Annotated in this window: 22 protein-coding genes; 12 read left to right on the top strand and 10 right to left on the bottom strand. The window is 67.4% G+C overall.

Annotated features, from left to right (window positions below; all coding sequences use genetic code 11):
* The first annotated feature begins 47 nt into the window (after positions 1-47).
* The 5 genes from ABDC78_RS10535 (at position 48) to ABDC78_RS10515 (ending at position 4,816) form a co-directional block, all read left to right on the top strand.
* Positions 48-887: an aldo/keto reductase gene (locus ABDC78_RS10535; protein WP_178362169.1), complete on the top strand. Its 840-nt coding sequence runs from the start codon at positions 48-50 to the stop codon at positions 885-887.
* 42 nt (positions 888-929) lie between these two features.
* Positions 930-1,469, top strand: a complete 540-nt coding sequence (locus tag ABDC78_RS10530) for a hypothetical protein (RefSeq protein WP_178362168.1) — start codon at positions 930-932, stop codon at positions 1,467-1,469.
* Positions 1,470-1,645: 176 nt separating this feature from the next.
* The gene (locus ABDC78_RS10525; RefSeq protein ID WP_178362167.1) at positions 1,646-3,103 is read left to right on the top strand and encodes a PepSY domain-containing protein; all 1,458 of its coding nucleotides are present in this window, start codon (positions 1,646-1,648) and stop codon (positions 3,101-3,103) included.
* Positions 3,103-3,615 carry a copper chaperone PCu(A)C gene (locus tag ABDC78_RS10520; RefSeq protein ID WP_178362166.1) on the top strand — a complete coding sequence of 171 codons (513 nt, stop codon included), beginning with the start codon at positions 3,103-3,105 and terminating at the stop codon, positions 3,613-3,615. The genes ABDC78_RS10525 and ABDC78_RS10520 overlap by 1 nt, the downstream gene beginning before the upstream one ends.
* Positions 3,608-4,816 carry a Dyp-type peroxidase gene (locus tag ABDC78_RS10515; protein ID WP_178362165.1) on the top strand — a complete coding sequence of 403 codons (1,209 nt, stop codon included), beginning with the start codon at positions 3,608-3,610 and terminating at the stop codon, positions 4,814-4,816. Before ABDC78_RS10520 ends, ABDC78_RS10515 begins: the two co-directional genes overlap by 8 nt.
* 5 nt (positions 4,817-4,821) lie before the next feature.
* Here ABDC78_RS10515 and ABDC78_RS10510 read toward each other — a convergent pair whose 3' ends face one another.
* Both ABDC78_RS10510 and ABDC78_RS10505 read right to left on the bottom strand, forming a co-directional pair.
* Entirely contained in the window at positions 4,822-7,197 is a 2,376-nt protein-coding gene (locus ABDC78_RS10510) for an arylsulfatase (RefSeq protein ID WP_178362164.1), read from the bottom strand.
* 168 nt (positions 7,198-7,365) lie between these two features.
* Positions 7,366-7,986 (bottom strand): superoxide dismutase, encoded by a 621-nt coding sequence (locus ABDC78_RS10505; RefSeq protein WP_178362163.1) that lies wholly within the window; start codon positions 7,984-7,986, stop codon positions 7,366-7,368.
* A gap of 317 nt (positions 7,987-8,303) precedes the next feature.
* On the opposite strand from ABDC78_RS10505, the gene ABDC78_RS10500 reads away from it, so the two are divergent.
* Positions 8,304-8,591 carry a hypothetical protein gene (locus tag ABDC78_RS10500; RefSeq protein WP_178362162.1) on the top strand — a complete coding sequence of 96 codons (288 nt, stop codon included), beginning with the start codon at positions 8,304-8,306 and terminating at the stop codon, positions 8,589-8,591.
* A 9-nt stretch (positions 8,592-8,600) separates the two neighbouring features.
* Here the strand turns inward: ABDC78_RS10500 and ABDC78_RS10495 are convergent, their stop codons facing one another.
* The 3 genes from ABDC78_RS10495 to ABDC78_RS10485 are packed head-to-tail and all read right to left on the bottom strand — an operon-like array spanning position 8,601 to position 13,176.
* Positions 8,601-9,308, bottom strand: coding sequence for an HNH endonuclease family protein (locus tag ABDC78_RS10495; protein WP_178362161.1), 708 nt, complete (start codon positions 9,306-9,308; stop codon positions 8,601-8,603).
* Positions 9,305-11,533, bottom strand: a complete 2,229-nt coding sequence (gene recG / locus ABDC78_RS10490; RefSeq protein ID WP_178362160.1) for an ATP-dependent DNA helicase RecG — start codon at positions 11,531-11,533, stop codon at positions 9,305-9,307. Before recG ends, ABDC78_RS10495 begins: the two co-directional genes overlap by 4 nt.
* Positions 11,534-11,535: 2 nt before the next feature.
* On the bottom strand, positions 11,536-13,176 hold the full coding sequence (locus ABDC78_RS10485; RefSeq protein WP_178362159.1) for a DAK2 domain-containing protein: 1,641 nt from the start codon (positions 13,174-13,176) through the stop codon (positions 11,536-11,538).
* Positions 13,177-13,388: 212 nt separating this feature from the next.
* On the opposite strand from ABDC78_RS10485, the gene rpmB reads away from it, so the two are divergent.
* The gene (gene rpmB / locus ABDC78_RS10480; protein WP_178362158.1) at positions 13,389-13,583 is read left to right on the top strand and encodes a 50S ribosomal protein L28; all 195 of its coding nucleotides are present in this window, start codon (positions 13,389-13,391) and stop codon (positions 13,581-13,583) included.
* Between the two features lie 17 nt (positions 13,584-13,600).
* Here the strand turns inward: rpmB and ABDC78_RS10475 are convergent, their stop codons facing one another.
* Together ABDC78_RS10475 and ABDC78_RS10470 are read right to left on the bottom strand one after the other, a co-directional pair.
* Entirely contained in the window at positions 13,601-14,278 is a 678-nt protein-coding gene (locus tag ABDC78_RS10475) for a uracil-DNA glycosylase (protein ID WP_178362157.1), read from the bottom strand.
* A gap of 27 nt (positions 14,279-14,305) precedes the next feature.
* On the bottom strand, positions 14,306-15,271 hold the full coding sequence (locus tag ABDC78_RS10470) for a thiamine-phosphate kinase (protein WP_178362156.1): 966 nt from the start codon (positions 15,269-15,271) through the stop codon (positions 14,306-14,308).
* 116 nt (positions 15,272-15,387) lie between these two features.
* Between ABDC78_RS10470 and ABDC78_RS10465 the strand changes: the two genes are divergently transcribed.
* Entirely contained in the window at positions 15,388-15,630 is a 243-nt protein-coding gene (locus ABDC78_RS10465) for an Lrp/AsnC ligand binding domain-containing protein (RefSeq protein ID WP_178362155.1), read from the top strand.
* Positions 15,631-15,641: 11 nt separating this feature from the next.
* Positions 15,642-16,190, top strand: a complete 549-nt coding sequence (locus ABDC78_RS10460; protein WP_178362154.1) for a DUF3515 domain-containing protein — start codon at positions 15,642-15,644, stop codon at positions 16,188-16,190.
* 9 nt (positions 16,191-16,199) lie between these two features.
* Here the strand turns inward: ABDC78_RS10460 and ABDC78_RS10455 are convergent, their stop codons facing one another.
* From ABDC78_RS10455 to ABDC78_RS10445, 3 genes are read right to left on the bottom strand one after another with little or no spacing between them, the layout of a single operon-like run.
* Positions 16,200-17,303, bottom strand: coding sequence for a D-alanine--D-alanine ligase family protein (locus ABDC78_RS10455; RefSeq protein ID WP_178362153.1), 1,104 nt, complete (start codon positions 17,301-17,303; stop codon positions 16,200-16,202).
* Between the two features lie 12 nt (positions 17,304-17,315).
* Positions 17,316-18,431, bottom strand: coding sequence for a cystathionine gamma-lyase (locus tag ABDC78_RS10450; RefSeq protein WP_178362152.1), 1,116 nt, complete (start codon positions 18,429-18,431; stop codon positions 17,316-17,318).
* 4 nt (positions 18,432-18,435) lie between these two features.
* Complete coding sequence (locus tag ABDC78_RS10445; RefSeq protein WP_178362381.1) at positions 18,436-19,413, bottom strand: NAD(P)H-dependent glycerol-3-phosphate dehydrogenase; 978 nt, start codon at positions 19,411-19,413, stop codon at positions 18,436-18,438.
* 107 nt (positions 19,414-19,520) lie between these two features.
* On the opposite strand from ABDC78_RS10445, the gene cofC reads away from it, so the two are divergent.
* From cofC to ABDC78_RS10430, 3 genes are all read left to right on the top strand, one after another.
* Positions 19,521-20,162, top strand: a complete 642-nt coding sequence (gene cofC / locus ABDC78_RS10440) for a 2-phospho-L-lactate guanylyltransferase (protein ID WP_178362380.1) — start codon at positions 19,521-19,523, stop codon at positions 20,160-20,162.
* Between the two features lie 64 nt (positions 20,163-20,226).
* Positions 20,227-22,410: an RNA degradosome polyphosphate kinase gene (locus tag ABDC78_RS10435; RefSeq protein ID WP_178362151.1), complete on the top strand. Its 2,184-nt coding sequence runs from the start codon at positions 20,227-20,229 to the stop codon at positions 22,408-22,410.
* A gap of 58 nt (positions 22,411-22,468) precedes the next feature.
* Entirely contained in the window at positions 22,469-23,398 is a 930-nt protein-coding gene (locus tag ABDC78_RS10430) for a bifunctional NUDIX hydrolase/histidine phosphatase family protein (RefSeq protein ID WP_178362150.1), read from the top strand.
* Positions 23,399-23,489: the final 91 nt, after the last annotated feature.

Below are 23,489 nucleotides of genomic sequence, written 5' to 3'. Positions count from 1 at the left end.
TGGGCGGGGCCCGGTTGACGAGCACTCCACTCGAGCAGGTAGGTGACATGACCTCGGCGGCAGCGATTCCCACCGTCACACTCAACGACGACCACACGATGCCGGTCATCGGTCTCGGCGTGGGCGAGTTGTCGGATTCCGAGTCCGAAACCGCGGTACTGGCCGCGCTGGAGGCCGGTTACCGGATGATCGACACCGCGGCCGCCTACGGCAACGAGGCCGCCGTGGGGCGGGCGATCGCACAGTCCGGGGTGTCGCGCGACGAGCTCTTCGTGACGACCAAGCTGGCGACCGAGGACCAGGGCTTCACGTCCTCGCGCCACGCCCTCACCGCCAGTCTCGAACGACTGGGACTCGACTACGTCGACCTCTACCTGATCCACTGGCCTGCCGTCGAGGAGGGCAAGTACGTCGACAGCTGGGGTGGCCTGATGAAGGCCAAGGAACTCGGCGACGCCCGCTCCATCGGCGTCTGCAACTTCCATTCCGAGCATCTCGACGACCTCATCAGCCTGTCCTTCTTCATCCCGGCGGTCAATCAGATCGAACTTCATCCGCTGCTCAACCAGGCAGAACTGCGCGCGATCAACGCCGAACACGGGATCGCCACCGAGGCCTACAGCCCGTTGGGCGTCGGCAATGTCCTCGGCAACGCCGCAGTCACCGAGATCGCCGAGGCGCAGGGCAGGACGCCGGCGCAGGTGCTGATCCGGTGGAGCCTGCAACTGGGCAACGTCGTCATCCCCCGGTCGTCGTCGCCCGAGCGGATCAAGACCAATCTCGAGGTGTTCGACTTCGAGTTGACCGAGGACCAGATGTCGGTTCTCAACGGCCTCGACGACGGCACCCGGTTCCGTCCGGATCCCGAGACCTACACCGGACCCTGATCTACTAAGTCCTGTAGTAGTCCGGGCGGTAAGGTACCCCCCGTGGGAACGCCGAAGTCACGTGCGCGCGGATTACGCGGTGCGCTGGTCGGTGTGGCCTCGTCGGTGATGACGGTCGGCGCCCACTCCGCGGCCGGCGGTGGCATTCCCTTCGGTGGCGCGCTGGTCATCGCGCTGCTGGTCTGCGCCACCATCGGGACGGCCGTCGGCTGCCTGCGGCTGGAAGGCCGCAGCGCCCGGTGGCTGGCCACCACTGCAGCGTTGTGCGCTGCGCAGTTCCTGGGGCACGTGAGCCTGACGGCGACGGGCCACCATCATGCCGGCAGCGTGCTGGGCATGAGCCCGGCGATGGCCGCCTCCCATATCGGCGCGGCCGTGATCCTGGGCGTCGCCATCGCAGCGGCCGAATACCTCTACGTCGTGTGCTCATCGGTTCTGTGCTGGCTACGCCTGTTCGCGCTGCGCGCGCCGCGACCGCCGGTACGAACTGTTCGACGGGCGACGAACATCGTTGCCGTGCAACCGGTCCTGACCACCGGTCTGGGTATGCGCGCTCCCCCGCAGCTGATCGCCGCCGCGTAACAGCGGTTCTCCGACTCGCTTCCACGATCCTGCAGCGACGCGCTGCGGGTTGTCGCCTGCGCGCCTGTCCTCGCTCTGCGACGACGGCGGTACCGCATGATCCCAGCTCAACAGCACTGACACCGACGCTGCTTGCTGTCGCGTCGCGTCGTCATGACCACCGAAGGCCCCACCACATGACCGTTCCTGAAGACACCATCGAACCGACCTCGATTCCCGATTCACTCGCCCCGCCTCCGCCGACGCTCGCACGACGAAGTTGGCGGCCCTTTGTTGTGCGCCTTCACTTCTACGCCGGCGTTCTGGTGGCGCCGTTCCTCGTCCTCGCGGCGATCACCGGCGGGCTCTACGCGCTCGCCCCGACACTCGAACGGTTCGTCTACAACGACATCCTGTTCGTCGAGCCCTCGGGGCAACCGCTGCCACTGCGCGAACAAGCCGCACTGGCGCAGTCCGCCTTTCCCGAACTCACGATGACCGGTATGCGACCACCGGCCGGCGACACGGAGTCCACCCGGATCTATCTCTCCGACCCCACACTCGACGAGGAATCGTTGCGTGCGGCGTTCGTCGATCCCTACACCGGTGCGGTGCTGGGTGATGAGGCAACCTGGTTCGGCTACCTGCCACTGAGCACCTGGCTCGACGGCCTGCACCGTCACCTCAACCTCGGCGAACCGGGCCGGGTCTACAGCGAGCTCGCAGCGTCCTGGCTCTGGGTGGTGGCGCTCGGGGGCGTGTATCTGTGGCTGGTCAAGGCGGCAAGTGAGCGTCGCCGCAACCGGGCAGGCCGGATCCTCACCGTCGATCGCAGCGTCACCGGACGATCCCGGACTCTCAATTGGCATGGGGCGACCGGCGTCTGGCTGCTGGCGGGCCTGCTGTTCCTGTCCGCCACCGGAATCACGTGGTCGATCTACGCCGGGGCCCACGTCACCGATATCAGGACCGCCTTCGATTGGCAACGGCCCCAACTGGACACCGCGCTGAGCGCTGCCCCGGCCGGCGACCACTCCGGCCACGGCGGCGCTCCCGCAAAGGACCACCCGCTGCTCGACCCGTCGGCGATCGACTACGGCGCAGTGCTCGACGCCGCGGCGGGTGTGGGGGTGCGCCTGCCCGTGGAGCTCACACTGCCCGCGGAGCAGGGCGAAGGTGTCGGCGTCACCGAGATCGACAAGCCCTACCGGCTGACGACCAATGCCGCCGCAATCGATCCCGCCGATCACGATGTGATCAGCGAGATCGACTACCAGCGCGACTATTCGGTGATCGCGAAGCTGGCCGACTGGGGCATCCGGGGACACATGGGACTCCTCTTCGGCCTGCTGAACCAGTTGCTGCTGCTCGGCATCGCGGTCGGACTGCTGACCGTGATCGTCCGCGGATACCGAATGTGGTGGCAACGCCGTCCGGTTCGCGGCTCCGCGTGGGCCGTCGGCCGTCCGCCGCTGCGCGGCGGCCTCCGTCGGTTGCATCCGGTCGCCATCGCCACAGTGGCCGTCGTCGCGGCGGGGGTGGGCTGGTTTCTGCCGCTCCTCGGGCTCACGTTGGTGGCCTTTGTCGTCGTCGACCTGATCATCGGCGCCGTCAAGCAGCAGCAGGGTACTACTAAAATTCAAGGTGGATTCTGATGTCTGACAACCGATTCCGTAAACTCATCACCGCGCTCGTCGTGGTGGCACTCGCTGCATCCGGCTGCACGTCGTCGGACGACCACACCGTGGAGCCGATGGCCGCCAATGTGACACTCGACGACCAGTGGGCCACCGCGGCGGACGCCGGAATGGCCGCGGTGTTCGGCATCTTCCGCAATACCGGCCCTGCCGCCGCCCACGTCGTGGCCGGCAGTTCTCCGGCCGCGGGTCGGGTCGAGATCCACGAGGTGGTTCCCGATGCAGGCGGCACCACGATGATGCGGCCGAAGGCCGGCGGGCTGACGGTTGCGGCCGGGAGCACACATGAGCTGGTCCCCGGAGGTGATCACCTGATGTTGATGGACCTCGGGCAACCACTGCGACCAGGTGCCGAGGTGTCGCTGACGGTGATGTTCGAGGACGGGTCCGATTTGCCGGTCACCGCCCAGGTCCGCGACTTCCCCGGCGGCAACGAGGACTACCAGCCCGATATGCACGACCATGGCTGACGGCCACCCCGCAGTCAGTCGGCGGCGCCTCCTGGCCGGGGGCGCCGCCGCGCTGGCCACCACCGCCACACTCACCCAGTGCGGATTCGTCGAGCCATCCCCGGCGACAGATGGTTCGCGCTCCGACAGCGAGCCGTTCCACGGAATGCACCAGGGCGGGGTCAGGACCGCCCCGCAGGCGCACTCGCTGTTCGTCGCGCTGGACCTACGGCCCGACGGTGACCGGACCCCTCGCGACACCCTGCAAGCGATCCTGAAGCTGTGGACTGCCGACGCAGCGCGGCTCACGCAGGGAATCCCGGCGCTGGCCGACACTGAACCCGAACTCACGCATCACCCCGCGCGGCTCACCGTGACCGTCGGACTCGGGCCCACCGTCTTCGACCGGATCGGACTCACCCGGTCGCGACCGGCTTCGGTGGCGGCGCTACCCGGTTTTGACACCGACCGCCTCGAGCCTCGGTGGTGTGGCGGCGATCTACTGCTCCAGATCTGCGCAGACGATCCCGTGGTCGTCGCCCACACAAGTCGGGTACTGCTCAAGAACGTCCGCGCGATGACCTCACAGCGATGGCGGCAGAACGGATTCCGCAACGCGCGGGGCACCAAGCCCTCCGGCACGACGATGCGCAACCTGATGGGCCAGGTCGACGGCACCGCGAACCTGCGCGACGACGCGGACTTCGATCGTCAGGTCTGGGACGACGGCGCACAGCAGCGATGGTTCGCCGGCGGCACCGTCCTGGTCCTGCGCCGGATCAGAGCCGAACTCGACACCTGGGACGAACTCGACCGCACCAGCAGGGAATTGACGGTGGGCCGCCGTCTGGAGTCCGGGGCGCCGCTGACCGGTGTCGGTGAGTTCGACGAGCCCGACTTCGAGGCCACCGAAGCGGGAATCCCGGTCATCCCGCCCAACGCACACATCGCACTGGCACGACACCGCCGTGACGATGAACGTTTTCTACGCCGGGGGTACAACTACGACCATCCTCCGCCAGCCGGTCAGACCACCGACTGCGGTCTGATCTTCGCCGCCTACCAGCGCGACCCGCGGCGGCAGTTCACGCCGGTACAGCAGCGATTGGCCGCATCCGATGCGCTCAACCGGTGGGTCACCAACATCGGGTCGGCCGTTTTTGCGGTACTTCCCGGTGCGTCAGAAGGCGGCTATCTGGGGCAGTCCCTGCTGGAAACGTGACGCGGTCACTGACGCGCCATCGCGAGGTTGAACCTCTCCTCCGGGGTGATCAGGTGGTCGTGGCTGTCCTCGCCGATGTCCAGTTGGACCCACTCGATCTCCCCGGTGAAGCGGTTGCCGGTCGGACCGTAGTCAGGTGAGGCAGGCGAACCGGTGTCGGATCCGACATCGCAGGCCTCGTCGGCGGAATAGCCCATCGGGATGGTCTTCTCGACCCGTCCGGCTCCGACCCGCTGTCCGTCGTAGTAGAGGGTGACGTCGCCGCCTTTGGCCAATCCCCCTCCGTCGTAGGCGAACTCCATCCGGACCTGGTGCTTGCCCACCGGTATCGGGGTGTCCGCACTGACGATGTAATGCTCGATGCCGAAGAAGTTGAAGCAGTACCTCAGCGTGCCCTCGTGGGCGTACAACGACCACCCACCCACGCTGCCGCCCTGAGTGATGATCACCCCGTTGGCACCTGTTTCCGGCACCACCAGGTTCGCGGTCACCGAGTGGGACTTGTTCTTCAACGTCAACACACACCACTCGCTGACGCGCATCCCCTGGAAGAGCAGTTGGGTGCTGCCACGGATCAGCTGCGGGCGTCCCGCGATGTCGGGATTGATCCGCTCGAACCCGCGGTCATCGAGCGGGACGACGTTGTACTTCACCGCTTCGATGAGCCAGAGTCGTTGCAGCTCAGCAAGTTTGCGAGGTTGCTCGGCAGCGAGATCACGGGACTGCGTCCAGTCGTCGGGACCGTACAGTTCCCAGACATCGTCGTCGAAGGGCGCAGGGGTGTCCGCCTTCCACGGCGTGCGGTGTTTGGTGACAGCCGTCCAGCCCTGGTGGTAGACACCGCGGTTGCCCATCATCTCGAAGTACTGCACGTCGTGCGTCTCGGGAGCGTCAGCGGCATGCAGCGTGCCCAGCATGCTGACACCCTCCAGTGGCGCCTGCGCGATCCCGTTCACCAGCGTCGGCGCGGGCACGCCTGCGGCCTCCAGGATCGTGGGCGCGACGTCGATGACGTGGTGGAACTGGTTGCGGGTCTCGCCCCTGCCGGGCAAACCGCCGGGCCAGTGGACGATGGTGCCGTTGCGGGTGCCACCCCAGTGCGACGCCACCTGCTTGGTCCACTGATACGGCGCGCACAGAGCGTGGGCCCAGCCGACCGCATAGTGGTTGTACGCCTCGGGTGTGCCGAAGTCATCGATCTTGGAGAGCAGGAACTCCGCGGTCTCGATGCCGGGCATACCGTTGAGCGTGGTCATCTCGTTGAAGCACCCGTTGATGGTGCCCTCGGCCGAAGCACCGTTGTCGCCGATGATGTAGTAGATCAGCGTGTTGTCCAGGAAGCCGAGATCGTCGATCGCGTCGACGACCCGGCCGACCTCGTGATCGGTCTGCTCGAGGAACCCTGCGTAGATCTCCATCTGCCTGGCCAGCACCGGCTTGAGTTCGTCGGGCATGTCGTCCCACGCCGGGATCTCGTCGTGCCGGCGGGTGAGTTCGGCATCCTGCGGCACCACGCCGAGATCCTTCTGCTTGGCGATGATGTTCTCCCGCAGAGCATCCCAGCCATCGTCGAACGCGCCCCGGTACTTGTCCGACCATTCCTTGGAGACCTGGTGCGGAGCGTGGGTGGCCCCCGGAGCGAAATACATGAAGAACGGCTTGTCGGGCATCAGCGCTTTCTGCTGCCGCACCCAGGTGATCGCGCGGTCGGCGAGATCCTCGGTGAGGTTGTAGCCCTCCTCGGGCGAGCGAGGCGGTTCGACCGCGGTGGTGCCCTCGTAGAGTCCGGGGTAGTACTGGTTGGCCTCCCCACCCACGAATCCGTAGAAGTACTCGAAACCCGAACCGGTGGGCCACTGATGGAAGGGCCCGACCGGAGTGACCTCCCAGCCGGGGACCTCGTGGCACTTGCCGAACTGCGCTGTGGAATACCCGTTGAGCTTGAGGGTTTCGGCGACCGGCGCCTTCTCCTTCGGCCGGATGCTGCAGTTGCCCGGCGCCGACGTCGCCATCTCGGTGATCGCACCCATTCCGACAGAGTGATGGTTGCGTCCCGTAAGCAGCGCCTGGCGAGTGGGCGAGCACAGTGCGGTTGTGTGAAACCTGTTGAGCTTGATCCCGTTTGCCGCGAGCCGCTCAGCGACAGGGGTCCGACAGGGCCCGCCGAACGCCGAGGATGCGCCGAAGCCGACATCGTCGATCAGCACGATCAGCACGTTGGGTGCGCCCTCGGGCGGACGCAGTTCGGTGATCGGCGGATATGTCGTGTTCGGATCCTTGGCGTCGTAGGTGGTGAGTCCCACGTGCTTCGGGTCGGGTATCGGCAGTTGTTCCCGCGCGATGCGCCGGGCGCCGGGCGCCGTGGGCTTGTCGAGACTCATCGTGTCCCCTCACTGCTGAAGGATCGCTGCGGCAGGCGCCTCCAGTTGACGCTGCCGACAAACTTAAACCAGAAGTCCCTTTTGCACCGCCACTCGCCCGATCGAGCCGCAGTCGACGCTGTCGCTCGAAGGCAAGGCTGCCGTCAGGTCAGCGGGTGACCTGTTCCATCACACGATGATGCCCTGCGCCGTGGTGGTCGCCGCGGTGAAACGATTCTGCACATCAGCCCAGTTCACGACGTTCCAGAACGCCTTGACGTAGTCGGCTTTGACGTTCTTGTACTGCAGGTAGTAGGCATGCTCCCACATGTCGACCTGCAGCAACGGGATGATGCCGAGCGGAACGTTGGCCTGCTGGTCATAGAGCTGGAACGTGAGCAGCCGCGCGCCGAGTGTGTCGTAGCCGAGCACCGCCCAGCCTGACCCCTGAAGACCGTTGGCCGCCGCGGTGAACTGCGCGCGGAACCGGTCGAAGGATCCGAACTGGTCGTCGATCGCCGCAGCGAGTTCGCCGGTGGGCTTGTCGCCCCCGTTGGGCGAGAGGTTCTTCCACCAGATGGTGTGGTTGACGTGGCCGCCGAGGTGAAACGCCAGGTTCTTCTCGTTGAGGAAGATCGCGCCGTGGTCGTCGCCTGCACGGGCCTCTTCGAGCTTGGTGATGGCGTCGTTGAGTCCCTTGACGTAGGTGGCGTGGTGCTTGCCATGGTGAATCTCGTTGATCTGACCGGAGATATGCGGCTCCAGCGCGCCGTAGTCGTAGTCCAGGTCCGGCAGTGTGTAGTCAGCCATGAGTTCCCTTCTGATCGGCGATGGCGGGATTCCCACCGGCCATCACGGTGGCGTCTTCAGCCTATGGGCGCGCACTCATATCTGTCCAACCATTCACCTGTTCATCTGTTAGGGTGAAAACACGGATCGGCCGTGGCGGCGTCGATGCAGCACATCACGTAGCGACTGCTTCCATGGCAGGCGCGATGCCACGGCCGGACCGTTCACAGCATCCAAGGCCCTGAATGAGAGTGTCGATCGGACGGTCGGAGCGTGGTCTACCAAAAGCGCTGGGCGACAGCGCTATATCTCACGGAAATGTCTGCCGGGTTCCGGTGATGGTCGACGACGAGAAGACACGGTGGGCGATCGACGTGATGACCGCGTGGGTCGATCACGAGCACGACCGAGAGTTCATCCACGATCGAGTTGAGCAATACCTGTCCGAGCCTCAGGGATCTGCCGGTTTGATCTCCGGGCTCGTGAACCTCTCCGGCCTGCTGCTCATGGGCTTGGAGATCCAAAGCGGTCGCACCTCACAGGAGATCCTGCAGGCGATCGCGACAACCGTTTCCCGGTCGGGGATTCCGCCTCAAAACAGCGACGCGCACCGGCGAGAGATGTGACGTCCCCGTTCAGCCCGAAGGGCAACTCTGCGCAGCGTCACCCAGCGCCGCTGCCGACGGCGCATCGACGGGCAGACTGTATCCGCGCAACACGGCGATGAACTGCATCGCGTACTGGCAGTGGAACGCCGCGTTGGGCGGCATCCACACCGCCGGCTCCTTGTCGCCCTTGTCCTGATTGGCGTCACCTTGTACCGCAATCAAATTGGCCGGGTCGTTGGCGAAGCGGGTACGCATCTCATCGGACCAGTTCCGCGCGCCGAGATCCCAGGCGAGCGCCAGCGGCACGATGTGGTCGATCTGCACCTCGGCGCCGGTCTGGGCTCCCCGGGTGAACGGCACCAGCACGCTGGTGTAGGGATCGAGCAGAACTCCGGTGGCCACCGCGGTGGGACATCGCGAGATGGCGACGTAGGTCTTCTCGAGCAGGTCGCGGTCGAGGATGTCGTTGCGGGTGTCACAACCGTTTCGGCCACCCGGGGCGGTGGTGTCGTCGGTCCACGACTCACCGAACGCATCCCGGCGGTAGTCGTATCCACGGACACGAGCGGGGATCTCCGCGATGCCGACGAGCACATCGGCACCGGGGGTGACGGTGGGGATGTCGGCCTGCGCGATGAACCGCGACGGATCCTGTGAGGTGGAGGTGACCTGGACCGCGACGATCACCGCGAGCGTGGCGGCCACCGCCAACCACAGAACTCGCTTGCGGCTCATGACTTGTCCAGGAACTCGACGCGGTCGGTGTCGGTGAACGGCGCCGACAACACCCTCATGCCGGCATCCTGCGGATCGGATTCGTACACCGTCTCGCACAGATCCCGGGCGGCGCGAATGATGTCGTAGTGCTCGGCGAGTGAGAGGAAGCGCAGCGTGATGGGCCGTCCCGATTGATGGATACCGAGCACGTCGCCCTCGCTGCGCTCCTGCAGATCGAGATCGGCGAGCGCAAAACCGTCCTGGGTGCTCGCCACTGCTTTGAGGCGTCGTCCCGCTTTGGATTCCTCGGGCAGGTTGGTGGCCAGCAGGCACAGGCTGGGATGCTCGCCGCGGCCGATGCGCCCGCGGAGCTGGTGGAGCTGGCTGATGCCGAACCTGTCGGCGTCCATCACCACCATCACGGTGGCGTTGGGCACGTCAACACCCACCTCGATCACCGTCGTGCACACCAGTACGTCGATCTCGCGGGCGCGGAAGGCAGCCATCACGGCGTCCTTCTCATCGCTGGGCAATCGTCCGTGCATCAGACCCAGCCGCAGGCCGGCCAGCGGTCCGCGCTGCAGTCGCGCGAGTAGTTCCACCACCGTAACCGGAGGCGGGCCGGCCTCTTTCGTGTCCTTCCTGGCCTTCTTCGTGTCGGCGGGTTTGTCGTCCTCGTCGATACGCGACGCGACGACATACGCCTGGCGCCCGGCCTGCACCTCCTCGGCGATCCGGGCCCACGCCCGGTTGAGCCAGGCCGGCTTCTGTGTCATGAAGATCGTGTTCGACGTGATGGGCTGACGTCCGCGGGGCAACTCCCGCAGTGTCGATATCTCGAGGTCACCGTAGACCGCGAGCGCCACCGTCCGGGGAATCGGAGTCGCGGTCATCACCAGAAGGTGAGGCGTGATGCCGTCAGGAGCCTTCGCGCGCAACCGGTCTCGCTGATCCACCCCGAAGCGGTGCTGCTCATCCACCACCACCATTCCGAGGCGGTGGAACTCCACGGCATCCTGCAGCAGCGCGTGCGTGCCGATCACGATGCCCGCCTGACCGGAGGCCACCTCGTCCCGCACCGCGCGTTTCTGCGATGCCGACATCGATCCCGTCAACAGCGCCACCCTCGTCGCGCTGTCCAGCCCGCCGAGTTGGCCGGCCGTCCCCAACGGCCCGAGCATGGCGCTGATGGACCGAGCATGTTGTGCGGCAAGAACTTCCGTCGGCGCAAGGAGGGCGCATTGATAGCCGGCGTCGATCATCTGCAGCATCGCCAGCAGCGCCACGATCGTCTTGCCCGATCCGACCTCACCCTGCAGCATGCGATTCATCGGGCGGGTGGCCGAGATCTCCGTCGAGATCACCTCGAGCACCTCACGCTGCCCCGCGGTCAGCGTGAACGGCAACTGAGCCGCCATCGCAGCCGCCAGTCCGTCCGGTGACGGCGGCGCGGGAGGTCCGGAGTCGTTGAAAGCGCTGTGCCGACGAACGACCAGTCCCCATTGCAGGCCGACAGCTTCGTCGTAGGTGAGTCGCTCGATGGCGCGCTTTCGCGGATCGTCGGTCTCAGCAAGGTGGACGGCGCGAAGCGCTGCGTCTTCTGACATCAAATGATGTTCGCGCACAAAAGATTTCGGCATCGTCTCGGCGACCGGGTCGAGTACCGCGAGCACCTGACGCACACATGCGTAGATCTCCCAGGTCTGCATCTTGGAGTTGGCCGGATAGATCGGGAAGAAGTCTCGTTCGAACTCGGCGAGCAGATCGTCACCGGATGCTGTCGACGCCGCGGCGATCGACGCCAGAGACTTGGTGCCCTTCCCCGACCCCAGGACCAGGAACGCCGGGTGCGTCAACTGCATGGTGCCCTTGAAGTAGCCGACCTCACCGGAGAGCATCACCCGGGTTCCCTTTGTCAGCGATTTTTTAAGGAACTTCGGGTTGAAGAAGGTGGCGGTGACCTTCGGTCGCCGGTGTCCGAGGGTGAGGACCAGGTACTCACGTTTGGGTGGGCGATTGGTCACTCGGGTGTCGGCGTCGGTGATCTCACCGACGAAGGTGACGTGCTCCCCCTCCTCGAGGTCGAGGTCCTCCCCCTCACCGCGTGTGGTCATGGCATCGCTGTACTTGCGCGGGAAGTAGCGCACCAGGTCGTTGACCGTCCGGATGCCGAAGTACTCCTCGAGTTGTCCCGCGGCCTTGTCCCCGACCAGGAACGGCAGCCGATCGCTCAGCGAAGCCATGCTCACTCCACCCCGATCAGCAGCGCATCGCCGCGGTGGCCGGTGTGGAAGGTCACCGTCTCCGTCCCCGGATGGTGACGGTGCACGTGATCGACGAGCGCCTCCCCGACGCCCGGTTCCACACCGTCGCCGGTGAGCACCGTCACCAATTCACCGCCCGCGGCCAGCAACAGATCGATCAGTCCCGCCGCGGCGGCGGCGATGTCCTCGCCCACGATCACCACCTCGTCGCCCGCGATGCCGAGGCCGTCGCCGGGCTTGCAGGTGCCCGCCCAGGTCAACGCCTCTTCGGCGGCCAGCCGGACCGAACCGTGCCGGGCACCCGCCGCGGCCCTGGCCATCGTGTAGCCGTCGTCGACGAGCCGGCGTTCGGGGTCGTGGACGGCCAGCGCCGCCAGCCCCTGCACCATCGACGCCGTGGGCACCGGCGCCATGACGATCCCCCAGTCCGCCGCGACCGCCCATCCGGCCAGCAGTTCCTCGGCGGCCACATAACCGTTCGGCAGCACCATCACCTGCGCGGCACCGGTGTTCACCAGGGCGTGCAGGAGTTGGTGCGCGCTGACCGGCACATCCCGCTCCGGACGCAGGACCTGCGCGCCCTCGCCGGTGAACAGCCCTTCGGCGCCGTCCCCGTCGGCGACGGCCAGCACCGCCCGCTCCCTGCTCCAGCCTCCCGCCGGGTGCCGGTCCACCCCGCCGACCAGAGAGGTGATCTGAATGCGACTGGGTCGTCCCACCTCGAGGGCGGCTTCGACCGCCGCCCCCGCGTCGTCGGCGTGCACGTGAACCGAATAGTGACCGGCCCCGCCTGCGTCGAAGCCCGATGCGGCGATCGCGATGGATTCGCCGATCTCGTCGAGGCGGGCGCGCAGCGTCTCGATGCCGTCGGCGTCACAGCCACTGAGCAGGTACATCACCTCGAACTCGGGCGTGGCCGACGCCACGGCCACGGCCGGTACCTGCCGCGGTGACGGTACGTAGACGTCACGCGCCGGCGCGTGGCCGGTCAATGTCGTGCTCAGCGCGTCGAGAAGCACCAGCAGCCCCCGGCCGCCCGCGTCCACCACACCGGCGTCAGCCAGCACGTCGAGTTGGCTCGGGGTGCGGTCCAGTGCCTCGGCCGCCGCCTGAGTGCATGCGGCCACGACGTCGGCCAACTCGGCCCCGTCGGCTGCCGTCTGTTCGGCCGCGGTGGCCGCATCCTGCAGCACCGACAGGATCGTGCCGGGAATCGGTTCGCCCATCGACGTCACGACCAGGGTGACCGCGTGCCGCAGCGACGCGGCGAGCAGAGCGCCACTGATGTCGGCCAACGTGCCACGGTCCTCGGCGGCGGCCGCGGTCACGTCGGCGACGCCCCGCAGGATCTGGGACAGGATCACCCCCGAGTTGCCCCGCGCGCCGCGCAGCGCTCCTTCGGCCAGGGCGGCGGCCACGTGCGCGACGTCGTCGACAGTCCCGCGCGCGTCGGCCTGCGCCCAGGCGGCACGCATGGTGAACAGCATGTTCGTGCCCGTGTCGGCATCGGCCACCGGGAAGACGTTGAGCCGGTTGATCTCGTCGGTGTGCCTGATGAGATCGGCGACCGCGGTGTGTGCCCAACTCCGCAGGGCAGGCGCATCGAGCCGCCGAACCGCCATCCCACCTCCAGACCACAGTGCCGCCGTCGCGTCAGCCTATCCAGTGCTGCGGACAGCTTCGTAGACTGCAAGGTCACGGCTGTGGACAGCGCAGCGCTGCCGGTTTTGGCGATATTTGCGGCGGCCGGTATTCTGATCAGGTTGTCGGGTCACCCGCGGCACGTCCGCGGCCAAGACCCAGCCCCCACGTACTGATTCGAGGAGTTCTGCATATGGCTGCCGTGTGCGATATCTGCGGGAAGGGCCCCGGCTTCGGCAAGTCGGTGTCGCACTCCCATCGCCGGACCAGCCGTCGCTGGAATCCGAACATCCAGCCGGTGCGCGCTGTGTCGCGCCCGGGCGGCAACAAGCAGCGGGTGAACGTGTGCACGTCCTGCCTGAAGGCCGGCAAGGTCTCGCGCGGCTGACAGCCGGCGGATCGACGTCAGGGTAGGCGCCAGTCGACCGGCTCGGCGCCCATCGTCTCCAGGAGTTCGTTGGCGCGGCTGAACGGTCGCGACCCGAAGAATCCCCGCGACGCCGACAGCGGCGACGGATGCGCCGACTCGATGGTCAACGTGTCACCCAGCATGGGTTTCAGCGTGGCGGCGTCGCGCCCCCACAGCACTGCCACCAGCGGCTGCTGACGAGCCACCAGCGCGCGGATCGCGCATTCGGTGACGGTTTCCCACCCTTTTCCGCGGTGTGACGCCGGCGTGCCCGGGCGCACGGTCAGAACCCTGTTGAGCAACATCACCCCCTGCTGCGCCCACGGGGTCAGATCACCGGTGGACGGTGCCGGATGGCCGAGGTCGTCGCGGTATTCGGTGTAGATGTTGGCCAGGCTCCGCGGCAGCGGTTTGACCTCGGGAGCGACCGAGAAACTCAGACCGACCGCGTGTCCGGGCGTCGGGTACGGATCCTGTCCGACGATCAGCACGCGGACCCGGTCGAATGGAAACGTGAACGCGCGCAACACGTTCGACCCGGACGGCAGATACGGCCGGCCACCGGCAAGCTCTGAGCGCAGGAACTCGCCCATCTGTGCGACCTGGGGTTCAACCGGTGCGAGTGCGCGGGCCCAGGCCTCGTCGACCAACTCGCTGAGAGGACGTGCTGTCACGATTGGCCAACCTAGCGGGCGGCGTCGTCAGAAGGACTGCCAGCCCGGATTACCGCCCCACCCCACCCCGTCCACGGTCACCCGGGGCGGTAGGTCTCCGACATCGGACACCGTGCCGATCACCCGCCAGCCGGGAGGCGCAGCCACCGGGAACGTCGCCACCAGGGCGTGATCTTCCCCACCCCCCAGCACCCACTCCCACGGATCGGATCCCGTCGCGGCGGCAGCGCCGGTCAGCGCCTCGACGTCGTCACGCAGGCCGGCTGCGGACAGGTCCACCCACACCCCGGAGGCGGTGACGATGTGCCCCAGGTCGGCGAGTAACCCGTCGGAGACGTCCGTCATCGACGTCGCCCCGGCACGCGCGGCGACCGCTCCCTGACCGTAGGGGGGCTCAGGCACCCGGTGGCGCCCGCGCAGATCGTCGAATCCACCGATCCCGTTGTGCAACAACGTATATCCAGCTGCCGACCAACCCAGATCGCCGATCACCGCCACGGTGCCACCCGGCTTCGCGCCGCTGCGGCAGACAGGGTCGAGCCCGTCGAGGTCTCCGAGCGCGGCCACCGAGACGACCCACTGCGGGGCCCGCACCATGTCGCCACCGACGATGCCCGCGCCCAGCAGTCCCGCCTCGTGCCACAGTCCGTCGGCGAGTTCGACCGCCCGCGCCGTCGCGGTGTCGGCGGGGGCACCGAACCCGACGACGAACGCCGTCGCCCGGGCGCCCATGGCCTCGATGTCGGCGGCGTTCTGCGCGATGGCTTTCCGCCCGACATCGTGGGCGGTGGACCAGTCGAGTCGGAAGTGGCGACCCTCGACCAGCATGTCGGTGCACACCACCGTCCTGCCGTCGGCGGCGGCGACCACCGCGGCGTCGTCGCCGGGACCGAGGGAGACGAACGGGGGCTGACGCCGACCGGCGACCAGCCGGTTGATGACCGCGAACTCCCCCGTTGCGGCCAGCGAGTCCGCCGGGTCTTCGCCCGTCATGTCCGGATCCTTTCCCGATCCCCGCAGCACCTTCGTGCCCTGAACGCTCGGCGTTCCTGCGGTACGTTTGGTCCCTGCGGCGTGGAGTCTATGCAGCCAGACGGAGGGATAACGGCGTGGTCGAGGCTTTTGTTCTCATCCAGACCGAGGTCGGCCGCGCCGAGGTCATCGCCAAGCAGCTCGCCGGCCTCACCGGGGTGTTGTGCTCGGAGTACGTGACCGGACCCTACGACGTCGTGGTCCGGGTGGGCGCCCCGACCCTCGCTGAACTCCAGTCCACCGTCGTTCCCAGCGTGCAGCAGGTCTCCGGGATCACCCGGACGCTGACCTGCCCGATCGCCCAAGGGGTCGCGCCTTAGAGTTTGGCGTGATGAAAAGCCAGACCGGCGACGGCCCACCCCGGCCCCTGCTGATCGCGGCGCTCGTCCTGGCAGTCGGCGCCGTCGTCGCTGTGCTCGTTGTCGCCGCTGTCCTGCAGCGCACACCGACCCAGGCTCCGGTCGTCATCGCAGGAGCGCCTGCGCCGCGCGCCGACAGCCCCGAATGCCGCTCACTGATCGACGCGTTGCCCGAGCAACTCGGTGACTACTCACGGGCCCCCGTGCGGGAGCCCGCTCCGGCGGGAACGGCGGCGTGGCAGGCCGGTGACGGCAGCGAGGCGCTCATCCTGCGATGTGGCCTGGACCGTCCGGTCGACTTCGTCGTGGGCGCACCTCTTCAGGTGGTGGACGCCGTCCAGTGGTTCCGGGTCGCGGACCAGGCAGACGAGGGACGCAGCACGTGGTTCGCCGTGGACCGGCCCGTCTATGTGGCGCTGACCCTGCCCTCGGGGTCGGGTCCCACGCCCATCCAGGTGATCTCGACGGCGATAGCCGAGGCGCTGCCGGCTACCCCCGTCGACCCCGGACCGGTCAGGTGACGCACGCTCCTAGCGCAGGCCGGTCCCGCGGGCCATCGCGGTCTCGACCATCGTCGCGAGCAGGGTCGGATAGTCGACCCCGCTGGCTGCCCACATCCGCGGATACATCGAGATGGTGGTGAACCCCGGCATCGTGTTGATCTCGTTGATCACCGGTCCGTCCTCGGTCAGGAAGAAGTCGACCCGGGCCAGACCCTGGCAGTCGATGGCGCGGAACGCCCGGATCGCGAGGCCGCGGACCTGCTCGGCGACGACGTCGTCGACCTTGGCCGGCACGTCCAGTTCCGCGGCGTCGTCGAGGTACTTGGTCTCGAAGTCGTAGAAGCCGTCTTCGCGACCACGCACCCCGGCCACCCGGATCTCGCCCACGGTGCTGGCCTCGATCCGACCGTCGGGGAACTCCAGCACGCCGCATTCGAGTTCCCGGCCGGGCACGGCAGCCTCGACGATGACCTTCGGGTCGTGCCGACGCGCCACTTCGACGGCATCGGCGAGCTGGTCCCAGCTGGTGACCCGGCTGACCCCGATGGACGAGCCACCGCGCGCAGGCTTGACGAATGCCGGCAACCCGAGGTGTTCACGATCCTCCAGCGACAGGGTGGCCTGCTGAGGGCGCAGCACCACCTGGTCGCCGATCGGCAGACCGTCGGCGGCGAGCAGCTTCTTGGTGAACTCCTTGTCCATGCCCGCCGCGCTGGCCAGCACCCCCGCACCGACGTACGGGACGCCGGCGAGCTCCAGCAGGCCCTGGATGGTGCCGTCCTCGCCGTAGGGTCCGTGAAGTACCGGGAAGACCACGTCGACGGCGGCCAGCATCTCCCCGGCGCCTTCTCCCAGCGACAGCAGCTGGCCGTGCCAGGCGGGATCGGCGGTCAGCGCGAGCGCGGTGCCCGACGACTCGCCGACCCGGGGCAGGGTGCCGTCGGTGATGGCCAGCGTCTCGGGCCGCCCGTCGGTGAGCACCCAGGAACCCCGCGGCGAGATGCCGACCGCGACCACTTCGAACCGCGCCGGATCGAGGTTGCGCAGGATGCTGCCTGCCGAAACACACGAGATCGCGTGTTCGGAACTTCGTCCGCCGTAGACGACGGCAACGCGGATGCGGGCAGTCACAACCTAGAGAGGCTACCGTCCTGCCCGTGGCAGGGCCGCCTCGATATCGCTGAGCAGGTCGTCGGTGTCCTCGATCCCCAGAGACAGCCGGGCGAATCCGTCGGCCACCGGGTCTCCCCACCTGGCCCTGCGGTCGACCGAGGAGTGGATCCCGCCGAAGCTCGTCGACGCGACCAGCAGCGCGCTACGACCGACCAGGTCGTGCACCGCCTGCGCATCGGCCAACTCGACGGCGACCAGACCGCCGAACCGCCGCATCTGCATCGAGGCGATCGCATGCGACGGATCGTCGGGCAGCCCCGGGTAGCGCACCGAGCGCACCGCCGGGTGCGAGCGCAGCATCAGCGCGACCGCGGCGGCATTCTGACACTGCCGTTCGAAACGAAGGCCCACGCTCCCGATGCTGCGCAGCACGAGCCAGGCTTCGAAGGCGCCCAGGATCGGGCCGGCCAACAGCCTGTCGCGCTCCAGCAGTGCCATCACCTCGGGCTGGCTGCCCGCGACATAGCCCGCCAGGACGTCGTGGTGGCCCGCCAACGCCTTGGTCGCGCTGGCGACCACCAGGTCCGCGCCCAACGACAGCGGCTGCTGTCCCAGCGGCGTGGCGGTGGTGTTGTCGACGACGAGCATCGCGCCGCGCGCCCGGCACGTCATCGCCAGGTGATGCAGGTCGACGACGTCGAGGCCGGGGTTGGACGGCGACTCGGCCAGCACCACATCGGCGCCCGCGGCGGCGTCGCACATTTCGGCGCACCGCGCCTGCACCACGGTCACCCCTCGCTGCTCGAGGAACTCGTGGGCGTAGGCGCGGACCTGGTAGTAGCCATCGGCGGGGACGACGAGCGTGTGGCCGGGTTGGGCGACGGTCCGCAGCACGGACGTGATAGCTGCCATCCCGGAACCGAAGGCCAGGGCGGACGACGCGCCCTCGAGCGTGGCGATCGCCGATTCCAGTTGCCGCCAGGTCGGATTGGATCTGCGACCGTAGCTGTCCAGGGAATCGTCTTCGTCGGGGGGAAGGTGATACGCGGCGGCGGGCACCGGCGGCGGCGCGATCGGTCCTCCCGGAACCGGTTCCGATCCAACAGCTTTGACACTGCGAGTGGAGTCTCCGTACGTGCCGCTCACTCGACTACTCCGGCTTGGTGGTGCGCCCTAGCAGCAGGGCCACCGCCTCGTCGACGGACAGGCCCTTGTGGCACACCCGGTGCACCGCCTCGGTGAGCGGCATCTCGACGTCGTAACTCGACGCCAACGCCAGCACCGATTCGCACGAGGTGACCCCTTCGGCGACATGACCGCCGGTCGCGGCCAACGCGGCCTCCATGGTGCCTCCCCTGCCCAACCGCTCGCCGAAGGATCGGTTACGGGAGTGCGGCGACGTGCACGTCGCCACCAGGTCGCCGATGCCGGCCAACCCGGCCAGAGTGGCGGGCTTGGCCCCCAATGCGATTCCGAGCCGCATGATCTCGGCCAGCCCGCGGGTGATGATCGCCGCCGCGGTGTTCTCCCCCAGTCCGACACCCGCGGCCATCCCGCATGCCAGAGCGATGACGTTCTTGCAGGCGCCTCCGACCTCGGCGCCGATCACGTCGGCGTTGGTGTACGGCCGGAAATAGCCGGTGGACAGCGCTCGCTGTATCGTCACCGCTCTTCCGGAGTCGCTGCACGCGACGACGGTTGCGGCGGGCTGCCCCTGCGCGATCTCACTGGCCAGGTTCGGCCCGGTGACGACCGCGACGCGGGACGGGTCGGCACCGGTCACCTGCACGATGACCTGGCTCATCCTCAGCAGGGTGTCCAGCTCGATACCTTTGGCCAGGCTCACCAGGGTGGCATCAGCGCCCAGCGCGTCCTTCCACTGCATGAGATTGGCGCGAAGTGTCTGTGAGGGCACGGCCAGCAGCACCGTGCACGCGCCGTCGAGTGCCTCGGTGTGGTCGCTGGTGGCCCGGATCGACTCGGGCAGCGGTCCGTCGATGTAGTCGGCATTGAGGTGGGTGCGGTTCATCTCGTCGGCGAGTTCGGGCCGACGGGCCCACAGCCTGACGTTGTTCCCCGCTTCCGCCAACACCTTCGCCAGGGCCGTCCCCCACGCCCCGGACCCCATCACCGCCGCCTCGACCACGGCTTCAGCGTAGCCGGGGAATAGCAGCTGGCAGGATGACGCTCGTGACCGGCATGACCAACAGCACGGCCAGCGCGCCGGTCACGCCCATGCGCGCTCGAGACGCCGACATCGCACTGGTGATCGCGGTCAAGCGACTGAGCGCAGCCAAGACACGGCTGGCGCCGGTGTTTTCGGCGGCGACACGCGAGCAGATCGTGCTCGCCATGCTGATCGACACGATCGAGGCGGCTTCGGCCGTCGCCGCCCCGCAGTCGGTGATCGTCGTCACCCCCGACGACACCGCAGCCGCGGCCGCGACCAAGCTCGGCGCACTGGTGCTCACCGACCCCACACCCGAGGGTCATCACGATCCACTCAACAACGCGCTCCTGGCCGCCGAGGCGATGGCCCGGAAGACGAGCGTCAACGTCGTTGCGCTGCAGGGTGATCTACCTGCCCTGCACGCCGACGAACTCGCCGGGGCGATCGCCGCCGCTCGGGACCGGCCCCGCAGCTTCGTCGCCGACCGGCACGGCACCGGCACCTCGGCGCTGTTCTCCTTCGGGGTGGCTCTCGACCCGCGATTCGGCCCTGATTCCGCAGAGCGCCATCGTCGTTCGGGGGCGGTCGAATTGACGGGAGACTGGCCGGGGCTGCGCTGCGACATCGACACACCCGACGACCTGATCGCGGCGCAGGGGCTCGGTCTGGGAGCCGCGACCGAGAAGGCCGTCGGCCACCGAAGATGACGGCGCGAAGCTGATGACCCGACTCGGTGGCCGGAGCACCCTCCGATAGGGAATCATCACAGAGATGACCGAAGCCCAGACCCGTCCCGACAGCTCGGAAACCTCCGAGACACCCGTCCTGCCGGCCGTCGCGGGGTCGGATGGCTCGGCTCCGGAAGCGCCGCCGGCGGCCACGGCTCCCACGATCGACAACCCACTGCCCGACGACCGCTACCTCAACCGCGAACTCAGCTGGCTCGACTTCAACGCCCGCGTGCTCGCACTGGCCGCCGATCCGTCGCTGGCACTGCTGGAGCGCGCGAAGTTCCTGGCGATCTTCGCCTCCAACCTCGATGAGTTCTACATGGTTCGGGTCGCCGGGCTCAAGCGTCGCGACGAGATGGGACTGTCCGTCCGGTCCGCCGACGGCCTGTCACCGCGTGAGCAGTTGCGACGGATCAGCGAGCGCACCCAGCAGATCGCCAGCCGGCACTCGCACGTGTTCCTCGATTCGGTCCGGCCCGCCCTCGCCGAGGAGGGCATCATCATCGTGACGTGGGCCGAACTCGACGACGACGAGCGCGGCCGGCTGTCCACCTACTTCCACGAACAGGTCTTCCCGGTCCTGACGCCGTTGGCGGTCGATCCGGCACACCCCTTCCCGTTCGTCAGCGGCCTGAGCCTCAATCTCGCCATCACCGTCAAGCATCCCGACGACGGTGGACAGCACTTCGCGCGAATCAAGGTGCCCGACAACGTCGACCGATTCGTGGAGCTGTCCGGTCGTGAGGGCACTCCGACCGTCGTGCGCTTCCTTCCGATGGAAGAACTGATCGCCGCCTTCCTACCCGTGCTGTTCCCCGGCCTCGAGATCGTCGAACACCACGCGTTCCGCATCACCCGGAATGCAGATTTCGAGGTCGAGGAGGACCGCGACGAGGACCTGTTGCAGGCACTGGAGCGTGAATTGGCACGGCGGCGCTTCGGCTCCCCGGTGCGGCTCGAGGTCTCCGACGACATGACCGAGGGCATGCTCGAGTTGTTGTTGCGCGAACTCGACGTCGCGGCCGGTGATGTCGTCCAGGTCTCGGGATTGTTGGACCTCTCGTCGCTGTGGCAGGTCTACGGAGTCGACCGGCCCGCACTCAAGGACCGGCCGTTCGTTCCGGCCACCCCCCCGGCGTTCGGGGAGCGCGAAACACCCAAGAGCATCTTCTCCACCCTGCGCGACGGTGATGTCCTGGTCCATCACCCCTACGACTCGTTCTCCACCACGGTGCAGCGTTTCATCGAGCAGGCAGCCGCAGATCCGAATGTGCTCGCGATCAAGCAGACTCTGTATCGCACGTCCGGAGACTCACCGATCGTCAACGCGCTCATCGACGCTGCCGAAGCCGGCAAGCAGGTGGTGGCGCTCGTCGAGATCAAGGCCCGGTTCGACGAGCAGGCCAACATCAAGTGGGCGCGCGCACTGGAACAGGCCGGCGTGCACGTGGTCTACGGCCTGATCGGATTGAAGACACACTGCAAGACCTGTCTTGTGGTGCGTCGCGAAGGTTCGATGATCCGTCGGTACTGCCACATCGGCACGGGCAACTACAACCCCAAAACCGCACGGTTGTACGAGGACATCGGCCTGCTGACCGCCGCACCGGACATCGGCGCCGACCTCACCGACCTGTTCAATTCGCTGACGGGCTACTCCCGCAAGCAGTCCTACCGCAACCTGCTGGTCGCCCCCTACGGCGTGCGCAGGGGGATCATCGAGCGGATCGAACGGGAGATCGCGGCGACCCGCGACGGTGCCGAGGGCCGGATTCGTATGAAGGCCAACGCGTTGGTCGATGAGCAGGTCATCGATTCGCTCTACCGGGCGTCGCAGGCCGGCGTGCGGGTGGAGGTGGTGGTCCGGGGAATCTGCGCGTTGCGCCCCGGCGCCCCGGGCTATTCGGAGAACATCAAGGTGCGCTCCATCCTCGGCCGATTCCTCGAACATTCACGGATCATTCACTTCCGCGCCATCGACGAGTACTGGATCGGCAGCGCCGACATGATGCATCGTAATCTCGACCGTCGCGTGGAAGTGATGGCGCAGGTGAAGGATCCGCGATTGACCGCACAACTGAACGACATGTTCGAATCGGCGACGGACCCGAGGACCCGCTGCTGGGAGCTCGGCGCGGACGGACACTGGACGGCGTCGCCGCAGGAAGGGCAGACCGTCCGGGACCACCAGATGTCATTGATGGAACGGCACCGCCACCCGTAGCCAGGACGACGCGGACCGAGAGCCACTGAATCAGCCGCGATGACCTGCAGGAGTTGAGGTGTCCAAGAACAGCCCACCGGACCCGGCGACGAAGAAGAAGCCGATCCTGGCCGCCGGTGCCGTGTTGTGGCGACCCCACGATGTCACGGGCACGCCGGAGGTCGCGATCATCCACCGACCCCGCTACGACGACTGGTCGCTACCCAAGGGAAAGGTCGATCCCGATGAGACGGAACCCGTCACCGCCGTCCGTGAGATCGAGGAGGAGACGGGCTTTCACGCGCATCTCGGGCGCCGCCTGACGACGGTGAGCTACCCCGTCGATCAGGCGGTGAAGAAGGTGCGCTACTGGGCGGCGCGTAGCGTCGGTGGGGAGTTCACCGCCAACGACGAGGCCGACGATCTCAAATGGCTGCCGGCCCCGCAGGCGATGACGGCCTTGACCTACCCACACGATCGCAAGGTGCTGCGTCGTTTCCTGAAGATGCCTGCCGACACCCAGACGGTGATGATCGTTCGGCATGCCACCGCGGGAAGCAGAACCAGATACAAGGGAGACGACCGGCAACGTCCCCTCGACAAGCACGGCCGGGCGCAGGCGGAGTCGCTTGTCGGGCAGCTCCTCTCATTCGGCGCCGGCGAGCTGTTCGCCGCAGACCGGGTCCGGTGTCAGCAGACGCTCGATCCGCTGGCCGAGGAGTTGGGAGTGGAGATCCGAAGTGAGCCTGCCCTCACCGAGGAGGCGTACGCGGACAACCGGAAGGCCGGCCGCCAGCGCATTCTCGAGATCGCGGATGCCACAACCAACCCGGTGATCTGCACTCAGGGCAAGGTCATTCCCGACCTCATCGCGTGGTGGTGCGAGAGCGACGGGGTCCGGCCGGACAAGTCACGAAACCGTAAGGGCAGCACGTGGGTCCTGTCGCTGGCCGGTGGCCGGCTCATCGCCGCCGACCACATCGACAGTGCACTGGCCCCGAAGAAGTGACGCCGCAGATGAATTCAAAGACCCACCTGCGCCGACACCGGCACTAAAGACCCCTGCCAACACAAATACGCCGCGGGTCCTGAGGACCCGC

It is taken from the genome of Mycobacterium sp. DL, assembly GCF_039729195.1.
Lineage (GTDB): Bacteria > Actinomycetota > Actinomycetes > Mycobacteriales > Mycobacteriaceae > Mycobacterium > Mycobacterium hippocampi_A.
Note: the sequence above shows the minus strand (reverse complement) of the source record. Positions and strands in the feature narration are given on the sequence as shown.

Coding starts and splice junctions, on each gene's coding strand:
- cofC (WP_178362380.1), top strand. CDS start 19,521: ATGCGCGCTCGAGACGCCGACATCGCACTGGTGATCGCGGTCAAGCGA.
- ABDC78_RS10500 (WP_178362162.1), top strand. CDS start 8,304: ATGGTCGACGACGAGAAGACACGGTGGGCGATCGACGTGATGACCGCG.
- ABDC78_RS10460 (WP_178362154.1), top strand. CDS start 15,642: ATGAAAAGCCAGACCGGCGACGGCCCACCCCGGCCCCTGCTGATCGCG.
- ABDC78_RS10505 (WP_178362163.1), bottom strand. CDS start 7,986: ATGGCTGACTACACACTGCCGGACCTGGACTACGACTACGGCGCGCTG.
- ABDC78_RS10435 (WP_178362151.1), top strand. CDS start 20,227: ATGACCGAAGCCCAGACCCGTCCCGACAGCTCGGAAACCTCCGAGACA.
- ABDC78_RS10510 (WP_178362164.1), bottom strand. CDS start 7,197: ATGAGTCTCGACAAGCCCACGGCGCCCGGCGCCCGGCGCATCGCGCGG.
- ABDC78_RS10535 (WP_178362169.1), top strand. CDS start 48: ATGACCTCGGCGGCAGCGATTCCCACCGTCACACTCAACGACGACCAC.
- ABDC78_RS10470 (WP_178362156.1), bottom strand. CDS start 15,271: ATGACGGGCGAAGACCCGGCGGACTCGCTGGCCGCAACGGGGGAGTTC.
- recG (WP_178362160.1), bottom strand. CDS start 11,533: ATGGCTTCGCTGAGCGATCGGCTGCCGTTCCTGGTCGGGGACAAGGCC.
- ABDC78_RS10445 (WP_178362381.1), bottom strand. CDS start 19,413: ATGGGGTCCGGGGCGTGGGGGACGGCCCTGGCGAAGGTGTTGGCGGAA.
- ABDC78_RS10495 (WP_178362161.1), bottom strand. CDS start 9,308: ATGAGCCGCAAGCGAGTTCTGTGGTTGGCGGTGGCCGCCACGCTCGCG.
- ABDC78_RS10515 (WP_178362165.1), top strand. CDS start 3,608: ATGGCTGACGGCCACCCCGCAGTCAGTCGGCGGCGCCTCCTGGCCGGG.
- ABDC78_RS10520 (WP_178362166.1), top strand. CDS start 3,103: ATGTCTGACAACCGATTCCGTAAACTCATCACCGCGCTCGTCGTGGTG.
- rpmB (WP_178362158.1), top strand. CDS start 13,389: ATGGCTGCCGTGTGCGATATCTGCGGGAAGGGCCCCGGCTTCGGCAAG.
- ABDC78_RS10525 (WP_178362167.1), top strand. CDS start 1,646: ATGACCGTTCCTGAAGACACCATCGAACCGACCTCGATTCCCGATTCA.
- ABDC78_RS10485 (WP_178362159.1), bottom strand. CDS start 13,176: ATGGCGGTTCGGCGGCTCGATGCGCCTGCCCTGCGGAGTTGGGCACAC.